At 67.0% G+C, this 14,335-nt stretch carries 7 protein-coding genes and 1 pseudogene; 3 read left to right on the forward strand and 5 right to left on the reverse strand.

Features of this window, described 5'->3' with window-relative positions; all coding sequences use genetic code 11:
* Positions 1 to 65 precede the first annotated feature (65 nt).
* The gene (locus tag OKW41_RS20960) at positions 66 to 1,187 is read left to right on the forward strand and encodes an asparaginase (RefSeq protein ID WP_429573818.1); all 1,122 of its coding nucleotides are present in this window, start codon (positions 66 to 68) and stop codon (positions 1,185 to 1,187) included.
* 34 nt (positions 1,188 to 1,221) lie between these two features.
* Here OKW41_RS20960 and OKW41_RS20965 read toward each other — a convergent pair whose 3' ends face one another.
* Positions 1,222 to 3,450 carry a SulP family inorganic anion transporter gene (locus OKW41_RS20965; RefSeq protein ID WP_429448050.1) on the reverse strand — a complete coding sequence of 743 codons (2,229 nt, stop codon included), beginning with the start codon at positions 3,448 to 3,450 and terminating at the stop codon, positions 1,222 to 1,224.
* A gap of 246 nt (positions 3,451 to 3,696) precedes the next feature.
* Between OKW41_RS20965 and OKW41_RS20970 the strand changes: the two genes are divergently transcribed.
* Positions 3,697 to 6,990 (forward strand): adenylate/guanylate cyclase domain-containing protein, encoded by a 3,294-nt coding sequence (locus OKW41_RS20970; protein ID WP_429573819.1) that lies wholly within the window; start codon positions 3,697 to 3,699, stop codon positions 6,988 to 6,990.
* A gap of 20 nt (positions 6,991 to 7,010) precedes the next feature.
* Here the strand turns inward: OKW41_RS20970 and OKW41_RS20975 are convergent, their stop codons facing one another.
* Positions 7,011 to 7,316, reverse strand: coding sequence for a hypothetical protein (locus tag OKW41_RS20975; RefSeq protein WP_429573820.1), 306 nt, complete (start codon positions 7,314 to 7,316; stop codon positions 7,011 to 7,013).
* Positions 7,317 to 7,606: 290 nt separating this feature from the next.
* Between OKW41_RS20975 and OKW41_RS20980 the strand changes: the two genes are divergently transcribed.
* Positions 7,607 to 8,395, forward strand: coding sequence for a class I SAM-dependent methyltransferase (locus OKW41_RS20980; protein WP_429573821.1), 789 nt, complete (start codon positions 7,607 to 7,609; stop codon positions 8,393 to 8,395).
* A 34-nt stretch (positions 8,396 to 8,429) separates the two neighbouring features.
* Here the strand turns inward: OKW41_RS20980 and OKW41_RS20985 are convergent.
* From OKW41_RS20985 to OKW41_RS20995, 3 genes and pseudogenes are all read right to left on the reverse strand, one after another.
* Positions 8,430 to 10,002, reverse strand: a pseudogene (locus OKW41_RS20985) (efflux transporter outer membrane subunit).
* On the reverse strand, positions 9,993 to 13,235 hold the full coding sequence (locus OKW41_RS20990) for an efflux RND transporter permease subunit (RefSeq protein ID WP_429573822.1): 3,243 nt from the start codon (positions 13,233 to 13,235) through the stop codon (positions 9,993 to 9,995). Before OKW41_RS20990 ends, OKW41_RS20985 begins: the two are co-directional and overlap by 10 nt.
* Positions 13,232 to 14,335 carry an efflux RND transporter periplasmic adaptor subunit gene (locus OKW41_RS20995; RefSeq protein WP_429574352.1) on the reverse strand — a complete coding sequence of 368 codons (1,104 nt, stop codon included), beginning with the start codon at positions 14,333 to 14,335 and terminating at the stop codon, positions 13,232 to 13,234. Before OKW41_RS20995 ends, OKW41_RS20990 begins: the two co-directional genes overlap by 4 nt.

A 14,335-nucleotide genomic window follows, 5' to 3' on the forward strand; every position in this document is an offset into this window, starting at 1 on the left:
GGTTGTTCCGGTCACAGGTCGCGTACATATGCACGCGACTCTTTTAAACGATGGAGGAGAGAAAGATGAACGGCAACACGATCGATCGAAATGCAAGGCGGCTGTGCGGTTCGGCGGCACTGCTGATCGCGGCACTTGCCGCGGGTACCTGCGTACAGGCTGCCGACGCGTCATCGCAACAGGCAGGCGCCGTCACGGCAACGCCGCGTGTTCTGGTGCTGGCCACCGGCGGCACGATCTCGGGAACCGCCGATCCCCGTTCGGCGATCGGCTACAACTCGGGTAACGTGAAGGGGCAGGAACTGGTGCGCGGCGTGCCGGGCATCGAGAAGCTCGCGAGCATCAGCGCGGAGCAGATCTCGAACGTCGGCTCGCAGGACATGAACGACAAGATCTGGTTGCAGCTTGCGCGGCGGATCGACGAGGTCTTCGCGCGGAACGAGGCCGACGCCATCGTGATTACGCACGGCACCGATACGATCGAGGAAACGGCGTTCTTCCTGAGCAACGTGCTGCGCTCCGACAAGCCGGTGGTGCTGGTCGGCTCGATGCGACCGGGCGGTTCCACGAGCGCCGACGGTCCCGGCAATCTGTACGAAGCCGTCGAAGTGGCGGCGAGCCCGCAGTCGAGTGGCCGAGGCGTGATGGTCGTGATGAACGACCAGATTCACGCGCCGCGCTGGATCACCAAGACCAATACCACGGCGGTACAGGCGTTCGCGTCGCCGAATGCCGGCGCGATCGGTTATGTCGATCCGGCCAGCGTGCGCTTCGTGATGCCGGCGGTGCAATCGACGCGCGCTGCGCTGAGCCTGCCCGCGAGGGGGCAATTGCCGCGCGTCGATATCGTCTACGCGCATAGCAACATGGATGGCCGCCAGATCGATCATGCGATCGCCGATGGCGCGAAGGGCATCGTCGTCGCCGGCGAAGGCGATGGTGACATGTCGAAGGAAGCCCTCGCGGCGCTCGACCGCGCGGCGGCGAAAGGCATCGTGGTGGTTCGCTCGACGCGCCTCGTGTCGGGGTTCGTGAACCGCAACGTCGAGGTGGACGACGACAAGCGCGGTTTCGTCGCATCGCTCGATCTGAATCCGCAGAAGGCGCGATTGCTGACGCAATTGCTAGTGGCCAACGGCATGACCGATCCCGTCAAGGTACAGCAGGCGTTTAGCGGGACGTGGTGACGGGTTGGGCGCCGCCGGTCAGGGGCGCTGCCGCTTATAAAGCCGCGCGTAGTGCCTCATCGGCAACGGCAAGACGCAACGCAATGGTCTTCACGAGAAACCGATGCAACTGTTGCGCCGTCGCCGGATCCTGCTGTTCGAGTTCGAGCAGCCGGGAGATCGACAGGCGGTACACGCGCGTCGGTGCCTCGGCAATCACATCCGCGCTGCGCTGTTGCTGCGTGTACACCGCCATTTCCCCCACGACCGTGCCCGGGCCGAACGAGCGCAGACGCGCCGAGCGGCCATCGGCGAGCGGCAGCGAGATCGCGACACGTCCTTGCTCGACGAAATACAGCGCGTCGCCCGGCTCGCGATGACGAAACAGCGCCTGCCCCGAAAGCAGATCGTGCACCTCCAGACACGCGATCAAGCCGTTCAACGCGCCGGCCGTGAAATGCGGCTCGAGCATCGCCCGCAGATCGCCGCCATGCGCGATCGCGAGCGAGTTCGACGCGAGCAGATTGTCTTCGATCCATTCGAGACCCGCATCGAGCGTATCGAATTCATGGATCTTCAGACTGAGCGTGCCGGTCTTCACGAGCAGATCGCGCGAGCGCGGCGGCAGCGCGGTCAACACGAGGTCCACGCTTCTCGCTGCGCAGAGCTGTCTGAGTTTGACGAAGCTGATGGATACGGATGCATCCATGCCATGTGTCGCCGCAAAGTCGAGCACGACGAAGCGGACCTGCGACGGATTCCCGGCGCCGAATCGCTCGCGAAGGCGCTGCAGAATCGAATTGGCCGTGCCGAAGAAGAGAAACCCTTGCAGGCACATTCCGCATACCTGGGGGCCGATTGCGCGCAGAGCCTGGGTGTCTTCGATGCTGCGCTCAACATTCGAGGTCCGCGCGCGCAGGTCGAACTCCATGCGTATGCAGCCGACCCGACCGTAGAGCAGCGTGAACATCACACACGCTGCAACGACGCCCACCCCTACGCCGACGATCACGCCGTACGCTGCGATAGTGCCGAGAATCACGGGCACGAGCAGATACTCATACCAGTTGAGCTTGGTCCAGGCGCCCGCGAGCCAATGCACGAGCAAGCGCAGCCCCATGAAGAGCTGAAGGCCGACCAGCACCGGCACCGGAAAGAGCGCCACGATGCCCGGCGAAGTGGCGAGCACGACCACACACGCGAGCGAGGCGAACACGCCCGCCACCCGGCTCGTCGCGCCCACCCGCGCGTTGAGCATCGAGCGATTGAACGACTGGTAGCCGACCATCCCGCCCAGCAGTCCGCTCGCGAGATTGGCGAGGCCGGCGGCGCGCATCTCGCGATTGAGGTCGACATCCTCCCCGGTGGCCGCCCCGATCGCCGTTGAATTCATCAGGATCGTCACGGCCGACACCGAGGTCACCACCAGACTCTCGGGAAGATGCGCGCCGACCGCCGACCAGTCGATGCCGCCCTGTCCGAGCCTCGCGGCCAGGTGCAACTCCGGCAGCCCGGAAAGGTGCAGCTTGACGCGCGGCAGCAGCAGACCCATGCCGCGCGCGTCGTCGATCGAAACTCCGGCAACCTGCAGCAGAACGTAGAAAAGCACGACGCCGAAGGCCAGCGTGAGCGGCAGCGCGGCAATGTGCTGCCACGTGCGCATCAGCACCGTGGCCAGCACGCCCACGACCAGCGCCGGAACCCATGTGAGCCAGTGAAGGTGCGCGAGCAACGCGAGCGTGTGCCACTGCAGCGGCTGGCCCGTCAGCACGCGGAACGCCCCGGCGAGCAGCAGGTAGCCCGTGCCCGCGAGAAATCCGCCGAGCACCGGATAGGGCAGGAACTGCAAGGAGCGGCTGCGCTTCGACGAGCCGATCGCATAGAGCACGATGCCCGTCATGAGCGAACAGAGCGCGATGGCGATCAGCACAGTGAGGATCAGCGTCTGCGGTGAACCGCCGTCCGCGCGCACGCTGCTGGCCACCCCCGCCGCCACGCCCGCGAGAAAGGCTGCGGCGTTGCTGTCGGGGCCGCCAATGTTGACGCGCATCGAACTCGTCAAGGCGATCACGAGCGCCGTGACGACGCAGCTCACGAGCGCGGTGGGCACGCCCAGCATCGCGTAGCGGGCAAGATCGGCGCTAAAGATCATCGTGCCGAGGCTCATCGCATAGCACAGCATGACGAGCGCCGAAACGGCGCCCGCCGCCACGTCGCCTGGCAGACCCGCCAAACGCGAGCGCAGCGGGATCTCGGAGACGGAAACGGTCTTGCCCGGCTTCACGTGGATTCCCGGTCGAATGCAAGGGCGCCGTGAGGCGCGCCAGCCAGTATCCTGCTCGGCTCGAACGGCTGTCAAACGCGATGCAGCGTGCTTATCGGACACCTACACTGATTATTCATCGGCCCCGTACCTCGCGAACTCCACGCAAAGACCATGCAGCTCCGGAGCCGTTCACACCGGCGGCAGGCGCGCTATTCGTCTGAGCTTTTGCCCGCGGGGCCACGCATCGGAGGCGGGGCGACGAACATGGATATCGAGAAATGGCTGCGGGACCTCGGGCTCGAGCAGTACGCCCAGGCGTTCGCGGCAAACGACATCGACATGTCGCTGCTCGGGCAGCTGAGCGACGTGGACCTGAAAGAGCTGGGGGTACAGTCGCTCGGCCACCGTAAGCGCATTCTGGCCGCGGCGGCAGGCGCCCTAACGGCAGCCGCGCCGCTACCGCCCCAGACGTCCGCCGACAACGACGTGCCCGCGGACGAGCGCAGGCAGGTCACGATTCTGTTCGCCGATCTCTGCGGCTACACGATGCTGTCGCGCTCGCTCGATCCCGAAGACTTGCGCGCGCTGATCGGACGCTACACGGCGCTGGTCGACGGGATCGTGCTCGCCTATGGCGGCACGATCGACAAGCACATCGGCGACGCGGTGATGGCGCTGTTCGGCGCGCCCCGCTCGCACGAGACGGACACGCTGCGCGCCGCCCGTGCCGCTCTCGACATTCACGACGGCCTGGCGCGGCTGGCCGCGCAGACCGGGCGGCCGTTGCAGGCGCATATCGGCATTGCGAGTGGCGAGGTCATCGCGGGCGCGCTGGGCCGCGCCGACGCGCAGGACTACACCGTGCATGGCGATCCGGTGAACCTGGCCGCTCGGCTCGTGGCAGCCGCGGCCGCCGGCGAAACCTGGATATCCGACGACGCGGCGCGCACGCTCGGCGACGCCGCCAGTTGCGAAGCAATCGGCGAGCGGCGCTTCAAGGGCATCGACACGCCGGTGCGGGCATGGCGGCTCGTCGTGCTTGGCAGCGAGCCCGTCAGGACGAGCCGCAGCCGCTTCGTCGGACGCGAAGCCGAGCTTGAACAGTTTCACGGCATCCTTCATGCGTGCATGGCAAGGCGCGCAGGGCATGTCGTTCATGTGCGGGGCGAAGCCGGGATCGGCAAGACGCGGCTCGTCGACGAGATGCGCCGCCATGCGCAGGCACAGGGCTTCACGCTCCATCGAAGCCTCGTGCTCGATTTCGGCGTCGGCAAGGGCCAGGATCCGGTGCGAACCATCATTGGAAGCCTGCTCGGCTTACCGGCCGGTGCATCGAGTGAAGCGCGGCAGGCCGCCGCCGCGCAGGTCGCGACCCAAGGTATCGTCAAGGCCGAGCAGATCGTGTTTCTGCACGACTTCCTCGACCTCCCGCAGAGCGCCGAATGGCAAACCATCTACGAGGCCATGGACCACGGCGCGCGCAAGCGCGGCAAGCAGGCGCTCGCCGTGAGGCTGACCGAGGACGCTTGCGCCCATGCGGCGACGCTCATCGTCGTCGAAGACCTGCATTGGGCCGATGCCGAAGTCATCGGCTACCTGTCGGCGTTCGCGTCAGGCATTGCCAACGGCACGGGCCTGCTGGTCACGACTTCGCGCGTGGAAGGCGATCCGATCGATGCAGGCTGGCGCGCACGTTGCCGCGACACCCCGTTCGCCACGATCGATCTCGGACCGCTTCGCAAGGACGAGGCCCAGAGCCTGGCGGGCAACTTCATCGATGCGACCCAGCGCGTCGCGCTCGCCTGCATCGAGCGCGCGGGCGGCAACCCGTTGTTTCTCGAACAACTGCTGCGCTACGCTGAAGAAGGCAGCGGCAGCAACGTGCCCGCGTCGATCCGCAGTCTCGTGCTCGCGCGGATGGACCGGCTCGCGCCCCGTGACCGCCTGGCGTTCCAGGCGGGCGCCGTGATCGGCCAGCGTTTCGACCTCGCACTGCTGCGAGAACTGGTGGACGATCCTGGCTACGTCTGCGACGGCCTGCTCGTCAATGCACTCGTGCTGCCGGAAGGCGACGACTTCCTGTTCGCCCACGCATTGATCCAGGAGAGCGCCTATTCGACTTTGTTGCGCGCGCGCCGCCGTGAACTTCATCTGCGCGCGGCCGAATGGTTCGCACAAAGCGATGTCACGCTGCACGCCCAGCATCTCGACCGCGCCGAAGACGAGCACGCGCCGCACGCCTACCTGGTCGCGGCGGCCGCACAGCGTGCCGCCCATCGTTTCGAAGCCGCGCTGCGGCTGGCCGAGCGCGGCATCGAAATCGCGCAGTCGGACGCAGACCGCCATGCACTGAGCTGCTGCAAGGGCGAACTTCAGCGCGACCTGGGCGACATCGCAGGATCGATCGTGACGTACCGCACCGCACTCGCCGCCGCCACCGACGACGCCGCCCGATGCGACTGTCAGCTCGGGCTCGCGGAAGGTCTGCGTGTCAGCGAGGGTCTCGACGAAGCACTTGGCTTACTCGCGCAAGCGCAAAAGATCGCGGAGCGAGACAACCGGCTGGCGGAGCTTGCAAGCCTCCACTATCTGCGCGGCAACATTCTCTTTCCGCTCGGCAAGATCGACGCCTGCAGCGCCGAGCATGAGCGCGGTCTTGGCTACGCGCGGCGCCTCGGTCTGCCCGAGGCAGAGGCTCGCGCGCTCGGCGGCCTGGCGGATGCGGCGTATGCGCAGGGGCGCATGCGGACCGCGTTCCATCATTTCAGCGAATGCGTAGCGATGAGCCGCGAACACGGGTTCGGCCGCATCGAGGTTGCCAATCTGTCGATGCAGGGCTTCAGCCGCATTTATCTGAACGACGCAAGTCAGGCTCGCGAGGACGCAAGCGCCGCCGCCCGCGCCGCCGAGTTGATCGGGCAGCCTCGCGCGCAATTGCTGGGGGAGACGCTGGGGGTGTTCGCCTGCCAGGAACTGGGCGATGCGCAGGCGGCCAGCAAGCATCTGGTGCAGGAAATGCGTGTGATCCGGCAATTGGGTGCGCGCCGCTTCGAAGCGCAGAATCTGGAGATGCAGGGTCGCCTGTTACTGGACGAAGGATGCCGTAGTGAAGCAGTGGTGGCGCTGCGCGAAGCACTCGCCATCTCACGCGAGGTAGGGACTCAGTTTTCCGGGCCAAAGGCCTTGAGCGCACTGAGCCGTGCGGTTGACGATAACGGCGAGCGTACGCGGCTACTGGCTGAAGGCGAGGCGCTGTTGCGCCTCGGCGCGGTCGGCCACAACCACCTGTGGTTTTACCGCGACGCCGTCGAAGCGATGTTGGGGGCGGGCGATCCTGCTGGCATGCTGCACTACGTGGACGCACTCGAGGCCTATACACAGCGCGAACCGTTGCCGTGGTCCGAGCTTTTCGCGGCGCGTGGCCGTGCGCTGGCACTCGCGCTTCAGGCGCCGCTCAGCGAAGCCACGCGACATGAACTGCTGCGACTGCGAGAGGCGCTGCAGCAGGCCGGCTTTCGCAATTACGTAAGCGCGGTCGAAGCGGCCCTTGCGGCTTGAGGCACGCGCGTAGCCGATCCTCAGCGTGGCGCGGAATCGTCGTCGGGCGGGTCCTTGTGGACGACCTCCATGTCGATGGTGCGGGCGTCGTCGCCATCCGCGACCGTCTGCCGGCGCAACGCGCGCATCTTCCACCACAGATACCCGACGACGATCGTGCCGACCGCGAACAGCACGGCGAACAGCACGATCGACAGCATCGCGGCCACCACGAACAGGATCGCGCTCAGGGCGACGGTCAGCAACCGGCCGAACCAGCCGGGGCCGCCGATCCGGATCCCTTTCTCATATGTCACCCGCCGCGGCGGCGGTCTGTCGTTTTGCATCGCTCGTCTCCCGGCCGCCGTCCGGCGGATGATGCGGGTAAGTCCTCATGCGTGGTCATTATGCAGGATGCGAACCGCTAACGTCGTCGGCGCGGCTCAGCGTATAGTCGACTGACGTCGTTAAGAAGCGCACGCGTTGGCTCGTTTAACTTCGGTAGTAAGTTGCCGCTCGCCAAGGCTGACAGGCGTGGTGTTTAGCGTGCAGGCCTTCTCTGTCTACCCGGTTGCACACTGCCAGGGCACGTTATGAAATCCGCCGGTTTTCAGTTACCTCGGTTGCCCGCGTGATCATGCGACGCCTGCATCTGCTCGAAATCGAAGACCAGCCGTGGTGCCCACGGGCGATCCGTGACGGCGGGACGGACTGGCTGCATTTCCTGGCGAATACCCACAAGGGCTTCAACGTCATCGCGGGCAAGCTGCGCGAAGCGATGCGGCGGGTCGGCAACGACCGGATCGTCGATCTATGTTCGGGCGGCGGCGGCCCGTGGCAGACACTTGCACCGTTGCTCGCGCAGTCCGGACGCGTGACGGTGCAACTGACCGACTTCTATCCCAATCGCGCCGCGTACGAGCGCGTATCCGCTGGGGCAACCGGCCGCGTCACCTATGTGAGCGAACCGGTGGACGCGATGGACGTGCCATCGGGATTCGACGGCGTGCGCACGATGTTCAACGCTTTCCACCATTTTCGGCCGGACGATGCGCGGGCGATCCTCGCCGACGCGGTGATGAAGCGTCGCGCGATCGTCATCGTCGAGGGTGCCGACCACCGGCTGCTCGGTATCGTGTTCATCCTGGTGATGCCGCTGATGATGCTCGCGCTGACTCCGCTGATCCGACCGTTTCGCTGGTCGCGACTAGCGCTCACCTATGTGCTGCCGGCTATCCCGCTGCTGTGTCTGTTCGACGGCATCGTGTCGATGCTGCGCATCTACAACCCCGACGAATTGCATGAGATGGTGGCGAGTATCCCGGACCAGCAGAGCTTCGAATGGGACATCGGCACACTGCCGGTGCAGGGCTCGCCGATCGGTCTGACTTACCTTGTGGGCGTTCCGCGGGGACGCGCCGGCTGAACGCAAGCGGGCGCCGTCGGCAGCGGCGGCCCGATCACTTGCCGGCCAGATGGTCAGGTGTCTGGCTGCTGCCCGCCGGCAGCTCGCCCATCGCCTGAAACAGCGTCGCCGTATCGGCCAGGCGCCGGCCGATCAGGCGGACTTCTTCGAGCCTCGCTGCTTCGTACTGCTGCTCGCCGCCGCGGGCGGATGCAGCGGGCAGCGCGCCGAGCCGGTGACGTGACGTGGCATCGTCGAACGCCTCGCGTGCCTCACGGGCAGCGCCGCTCGCGGCGTCGAGCGCCTGCGCGTCGTGTTCGAGCGACGCAAGCGTGTCCGCGACGTTTTCGAACGCCGCCAGCACGGTCTGCTTGTACTCGAACACGGCGGCCTCGTAGGTGTCGATTTGCCGCGCGCCGCTGTGCGACGAGCGCGCCGCCATGAAAAAGCGCTTGCGACATCGTCGCGGCGATGCTCCAGATCGCGCCTGCGCCCGACAGCGCGAGCGGCCAGTTGAACCCCCCTTGTCCCATCGAGGCGTTCAGCGTCAGGCTCGGAAACAGCTGCGCCGTCGCGACGCCGACGTCGTCTGCCGCGGCTTTCAGCGCCGACTCGGCGGCCGCGATATCGGGCCGCGCGCGCAACAGGTCCGATGGCAGCACGACGGGCAGGTCCTGCGGCAAGTGCAGGCTCGCCAGCTCGGGCTCGGGCGGCGCCGCATCAGGCGTGCGGCCGAGCAGCACCGCAAGCGCATGTCTCGTCACCGTCAGCCGTTGCCGCAGATCGGCCACGCTGACCTCGAGCGCGGCGATGCTTTGTCGGGCAGTCGACACGTCGCCGCGTGTCAGCGATCCGAGTTCGTAATGCCGTTCGGTATCGTGAGCCTGATCGCCCGCAAGCGCGATCAATCGCCCGGTCGCGTCGATCTCGGCGCGCAACATCGCCGCCTCGATCGTCGCCGTGACGATGTTGGTGGCCAGTGCGCGGCGCGCGGCTTCGCGTTGATACGCGTCGATCTCGACACGCGCTGATCGGGCCGCGTTGGCTTTACGCACCGCGCCGAACAGGTCGAACGTATATTGCGCCTGGACTACGCCGATGAACTCGTTGTAAAGCAGCGTATTCGGGCCGCCGGGGACCGGGATGCCGAGATCGCGTCCGCGCGAGGCCTGCACGACCAGATCGACCGACGGCAGCAGCGAGGCGCCGATCTGCGCCCGCAGTTGTTCGTGCGCGGCGGCAAGGTGCTTGTCGGCGGCAGCGAGGGTCGGGCTGTTGCGCAAACCTTCTTCGACGAGGTCATTCAACGCTGTCGATTCGAACAGCCGCCACCATTGCGGCACAGGCTGCGCGCCGGTGGCGAAGTGCTGCGCGACACCGAGCGCGGCGACCGTTTGCGCGGGCTGAGGCTCGACGCCGTAATGGGCGGGAGAGGGCATCGCGGGCGGCTCGCCGCCCGGACCGAACGAGCATGCGCCAAGCGCGATCGTCGCGGCCGCGCCGAACGCCGCGCGCCAACCGTGGATCGCCCCTGCCCGCGCTCGACCCGGCGCGCCGGCGAAATGCGGCGCGCTCGCGAGCGCCGGCCCGTCGACGGGGTTGCAGTCTGTGCCCACGATCAGCTCCACGTATATTCGAATGTCGGGGTCGCGGTTCGCACACCGCGTTCGAAGTGCCGCACCTTGAACGCGGTCGCGTACAGCGCGGGAACGAAGAACAGCGTCAGCACGGTGGCGCCCGTGATGCCGCCCATCAGTGCGGTCGCCATCGGTCCGAAGAAGGCCGAATGCAGCAGTGGGATCAGCGCGAGCACGGCTGCCGCGGCGGTCAGCATGATCGGGCGGAAGCGCCGGACCGTGGCACCGACGATCGCATCGAAGCGCCCCTGGCCCGCGGCGATATTGCGTTCGATCTGATCGACCAGAATCACCGAGTTGCGCATGATGATGCCGGACATCGCAATCACGCCGAGCATCGCCACGAAGCCGAACGGCTTGCCGAACAGCAGCAGTGCGGCGACCACGCCGATGAGCCCGAGCGGCGCGGTGAGCAAGACCATCAGCACGCGCGCGAAGCTGCGCAGTTGAATCATCAGCAGCGTCAGCACCACGACGAGCATCAGCGGAAGCTGCGCGATCACCGACGCCTGCGCCTTGCCGCTGATCTCGCCGGCGCCGCCGGTCTCGATCCGGTAGCCGATCGGCAGCGACGCGCGTAGCGGCGCGAGCGTCCGATCGATCGCCTGGGTCACGTCGATATCCAACGCGTTGCCGCGCACGTCGGCCTGGACCGTGATCGTCGGTTGACGGTCGCGGTCCCAGATCACCGCGTATTCGAGTTCGTTGTTCAGGTGGGCGAGCGCACCGAGCGGCACCGGGCCGTTCGGCGTCGGCATCGCGAGGTTCACGATCTCGTCGGGGTCGACCCGCTCACGCTGCGGCGCGCGCAGGTCGACACTGATCAAGCGGTCGCGGACCCGGTACTGCGTGAACGTATAGCCCGACAGCGTCATTGCGAGGAAGCTCGCCACGTCTTCCGAGGTGACGCCAAGCTCGCGCGCCTTCTGCTGGTCGATCTCGAAGCGCACCGAGCGTTCGCCGGGTTCGTCCCAGTCGAAATGGACGCCCGTTGTGCGAGCATCGGCTTTCATCGTCGCCGCGACCTTTTCCGCGATCTCCCGCACGGTGGCGAGGTCGTTTCCGCTGACGCGAAACTGCACCGGATAGCCGACAGAGGGGCCCGTCTGGAGCGGCGAAACGCGCGCGCGGACGGCGGGAAAGCTGTTTGGCAGCGTGCTCGCGAGCCAGCGTTCGAGCTTCGTGCGGTCGTCGACGGACTTCGCGGTGATCACGAGCTGCGCGAAGTTGGGCTGCGGCAACTGCACGTCGAGCGGCAGGTAGAAGCGGGGGGCGCCCGCGCCGACGAAGTCGACCAGATGATCGATCTCGGGCCGGCCGGCCAGCGTCTTTTCGAGGCGCGCGGCTTCGCGCAGCGTCGCTTCGAACGACGCGCCTTCGGGCAGCCGCATGTCGACGAGCAGTTCGGGCCGCTCGGAGCTCGGGAAGAACTGTTGCGGCACGAGCGCGAAGCCGGCCAACGCGGCAACGAACAAGGCGGCCGTGACGCCGAGCACGACGAGGCGCCGCTTCACGCACCACGCGATGCAGTCGCGCAGGCGGTCATGAAAGCGGGTGGCGCGCGGCGCCGCCACCGGGGTCCGGCGCGTCTGCGCGTCGTCGCGCCGGCGGAGCTTGCGAAGCGCGCGGCGAGGCGTCTCGCGTGCGATGTCCTTGCGTTCGGGTAGCAGGTGATAGCCGAGCAACGGAATCAGCATGACCGCCGCGAACCACGAAGCGATCAGCGCAATCGCGGACACCTGAAAGATCGAGCGCGTGTATTCGCCGGTGGCCGATTTTGCCAGCGCGATCGGCAGGAATCCCGCCACCGTGACGAGGGTTCCCGTCAGCATCGGAAATGCGGTACTGCTGTAGGCGAACGCCGCGGCCCTCGCGCGGCCCCAGCCCTGCTCGAGCTTCACGGCCATCATCTCGACCGCGATGATCGCATCGTCGACGAGCAGGCCCAGCGCGAGGACCAGCGTGCCGAGCGAGATCTTGTGCAGGCCGATGTCGAAGGCGTTCATGCATAGCGCGGTGACCGCGAGCACGACCGGGATCGAGATCGCCACCACCACGCCGGCGCGACAGCCCAGTGAGATGAGGCTCACGGCCAGCACGATCACGATCGCTTCGGCGGCGGCCCGCAGAAAGCCGTTGACCGAATGCGAGACCGCGTGCGGCATGCTCGACACCTCGACGAGTTCGAGCCCCGCGGGCAGACGTGCACGCAATTCCGCTGTCTGCGCATCGAGCCGCTTGCCGAGCTGGATCACATCGCCGCCAGCCTGCATCGTGATGCCGATGGCGAGCACCGCGCGGCCGTCGGTGCGAACCTGCGAGACCGGCGGATCGTCGTAGCCGCGCCTGATCGTGGCAATGTCACCGAGACGAACCAGGCGGTGATTGATGTCGATCAGCGTGTCGGCCATCGCCTTCAGGTCGGTGAACTGGCCGCTCGGACGCACGTACACGCGGTCGAACGCGGTAGTCAGCGTGCCGCTCGGCGTGACCGCGTTTTGCGCGTTGATCGCCCGGGCGAGCTGTTGCGGCGTGATACTGAGCCGCGTCAATTGCGCGTTGGGAATCTCGATCGTGATGTGCTCGTCGGGGTCGCCGAAATAATCGACTTTCGCGACCCCGGGCACGCGCAGCAGCACGCCGCGCAGTTCGTCGGCATAGTCGTGCAATTGCGCCGGCGAGAACCCGTCGCCGGCGAGCGTATAGATGTTCGTGTAGACGTCGCCGAACTCGTCGTCGAAGTACGGCCCCCGCACGCCGGGCGGAAGCGTATCCACGATGCCGGCCATTTTCTTGCGTACCTGGTACCACGTCTCGCGCACTTCGTTCACCGGCGCGGAGTCTTTCATCGTGAAGACGATCAGCGATTCGCCGGGACGCGAGTAGCTGCGCAAATAGTCGAGATGAGGCGTTTCCTGGAGCTTGCGGCCGATCCGGTCGGTCACCTGTTCCTCGACCTGGCGTGCGGTCGCGCCGGGCCAGAAGGTCCGGATCACCATCGCGCGGAACGTGAACGGCGGGTCCTCGGATTGTCCGAGCCGGGAATAGGCGAGCACACCGAACAGCGTCGCGAGCACGACGGCGAAGATGACGAGCGCCTGGTTACGGATCGCCCACGCGGACAGATTGAAGCGGCCGGTATCGTCCGCTGCCGGCCGCCGCGGTCCGCCCGTTCCGCCGGGTCCACCCGCTCCGTCGGGCCCCTGGCCGAACGGCGCTCTCATGATGCGAAGTCCTCGGGATGCAACGGCGCTACCGCGCGCACGGTTTCGCCGGCGCTGACGGTATGCACCCCTTGCAGCACGACGCGCTCGCCGTCGTTGAGGCCTCGCGCGACCGAGATCGTGCGGTCGTCGTAGCGGCCAACCTGGACCCGGCGCAGTTCCAGCGCCTGGTCGCCCGGCCGAACGACCCAGACGGCCGGCGCGTTGCCGTCGTGAAAGAGCGCGCTCGCGGGCAGCGTGATCGGGTCGTCCGCTTGCGCCTCGCCGGCCGCGGCGAACGTGACGGTGGCCGTCATGCCGAGGCGGACCTCGGGGCCTGGCCCATCGAGCGTCAGTTTCGCGCGATAGGTGCGGCTACCGGGGTCCGCGGCCGGCGACAGCTCCCGCAGGTGTGCCGTGAAGCGTCTGCCCGTGGCGGCCGGCAGCGAGACGCTGGCCGCGCTGCCGATCGCCAGCGCGTTCAGCAGACTCTCGGGCACGTCGCAGAGAATATCGACCTCGCCGGACCAGGCGAGATGGTAGACCGCTTGTCCCGCCGCGACGTTCTGCCCGGTATCGGCGTCTTCGGCGGTGATGACGCCGGCATGGTCCGCCGTGAGGACCGTGTACTGCGTCTGATTCTTCAGCAGCGCGAACTGTTGTAGCGCCTGATCGCGCTGCGCGGTGGCCGCCACATACGCATCCTGGGTCTGCTCGAGCTGCGCTGTCGAGATCAGCTGTTCCTGCGCCTGCACCCGGTCGCGATCGAGTTGCTGCTCGGCGAAGGTGAGCCGATGCTGCGCCGCCATCAATTGGGCCTGCGCGCTCGCGAGGCTGCGTTGCGCGTCGTCGGCATCGAGCCGCGCGATCGCCTGGCCGGCCGTGACCGTATCGCCGAGCCGCACCTTCCGCTCGATCAGCTTGCCCGCGATGCGAAACGACAGCGGCGTCGCATAGCGTGCGTTGACTTCGCCCGGCAGCGTCGCGAGCACGGGCTTGCTGTCCCGATGCACGACCACGGCGATGACCGGGCGCGGCAGCGTCACCTCGGCTTCTTTCGCGTGACAGGCGGCGAGCGTGAGCGCGCCCGACAGCGTCAGCATGATCTCGCGCCAGCGCAT

Origin of the sequence: Paraburkholderia sp. UCT70 (genome assembly GCF_050434085.1) — a bacterium.
Lineage (GTDB): Bacteria > Pseudomonadota > Gammaproteobacteria > Burkholderiales > Burkholderiaceae > Paraburkholderia > Paraburkholderia tuberum.

Excerpts from the sequence above, each read along its gene's own strand:
- OKW41_RS20995 (WP_429574352.1), bottom strand. The coding sequence starts at position 14,335 with ATGCGCTGGCGCGAGATCATGCTGACGCTGTCGGGCGCGCTCACGCTC.
- OKW41_RS20970 (WP_429573819.1), top strand. The coding sequence starts at position 3,697 with ATGGATATCGAGAAATGGCTGCGGGACCTCGGGCTCGAGCAGTACGCC.
- OKW41_RS20990 (WP_429573822.1), bottom strand. The coding sequence starts at position 13,235 with ATGAGAGCGCCGTTCGGCCAGGGGCCCGACGGAGCGGGTGGACCCGGC.
- OKW41_RS20975 (WP_429573820.1), bottom strand. The coding sequence starts at position 7,316 with ATGCAAAACGACAGACCGCCGCCGCGGCGGGTGACATATGAGAAAGGG.
- OKW41_RS20960 (WP_429573818.1), top strand. The coding sequence starts at position 66 with ATGAACGGCAACACGATCGATCGAAATGCAAGGCGGCTGTGCGGTTCG.
- OKW41_RS20980 (WP_429573821.1), top strand. The coding sequence starts at position 7,607 with ATGCGACGCCTGCATCTGCTCGAAATCGAAGACCAGCCGTGGTGCCCA.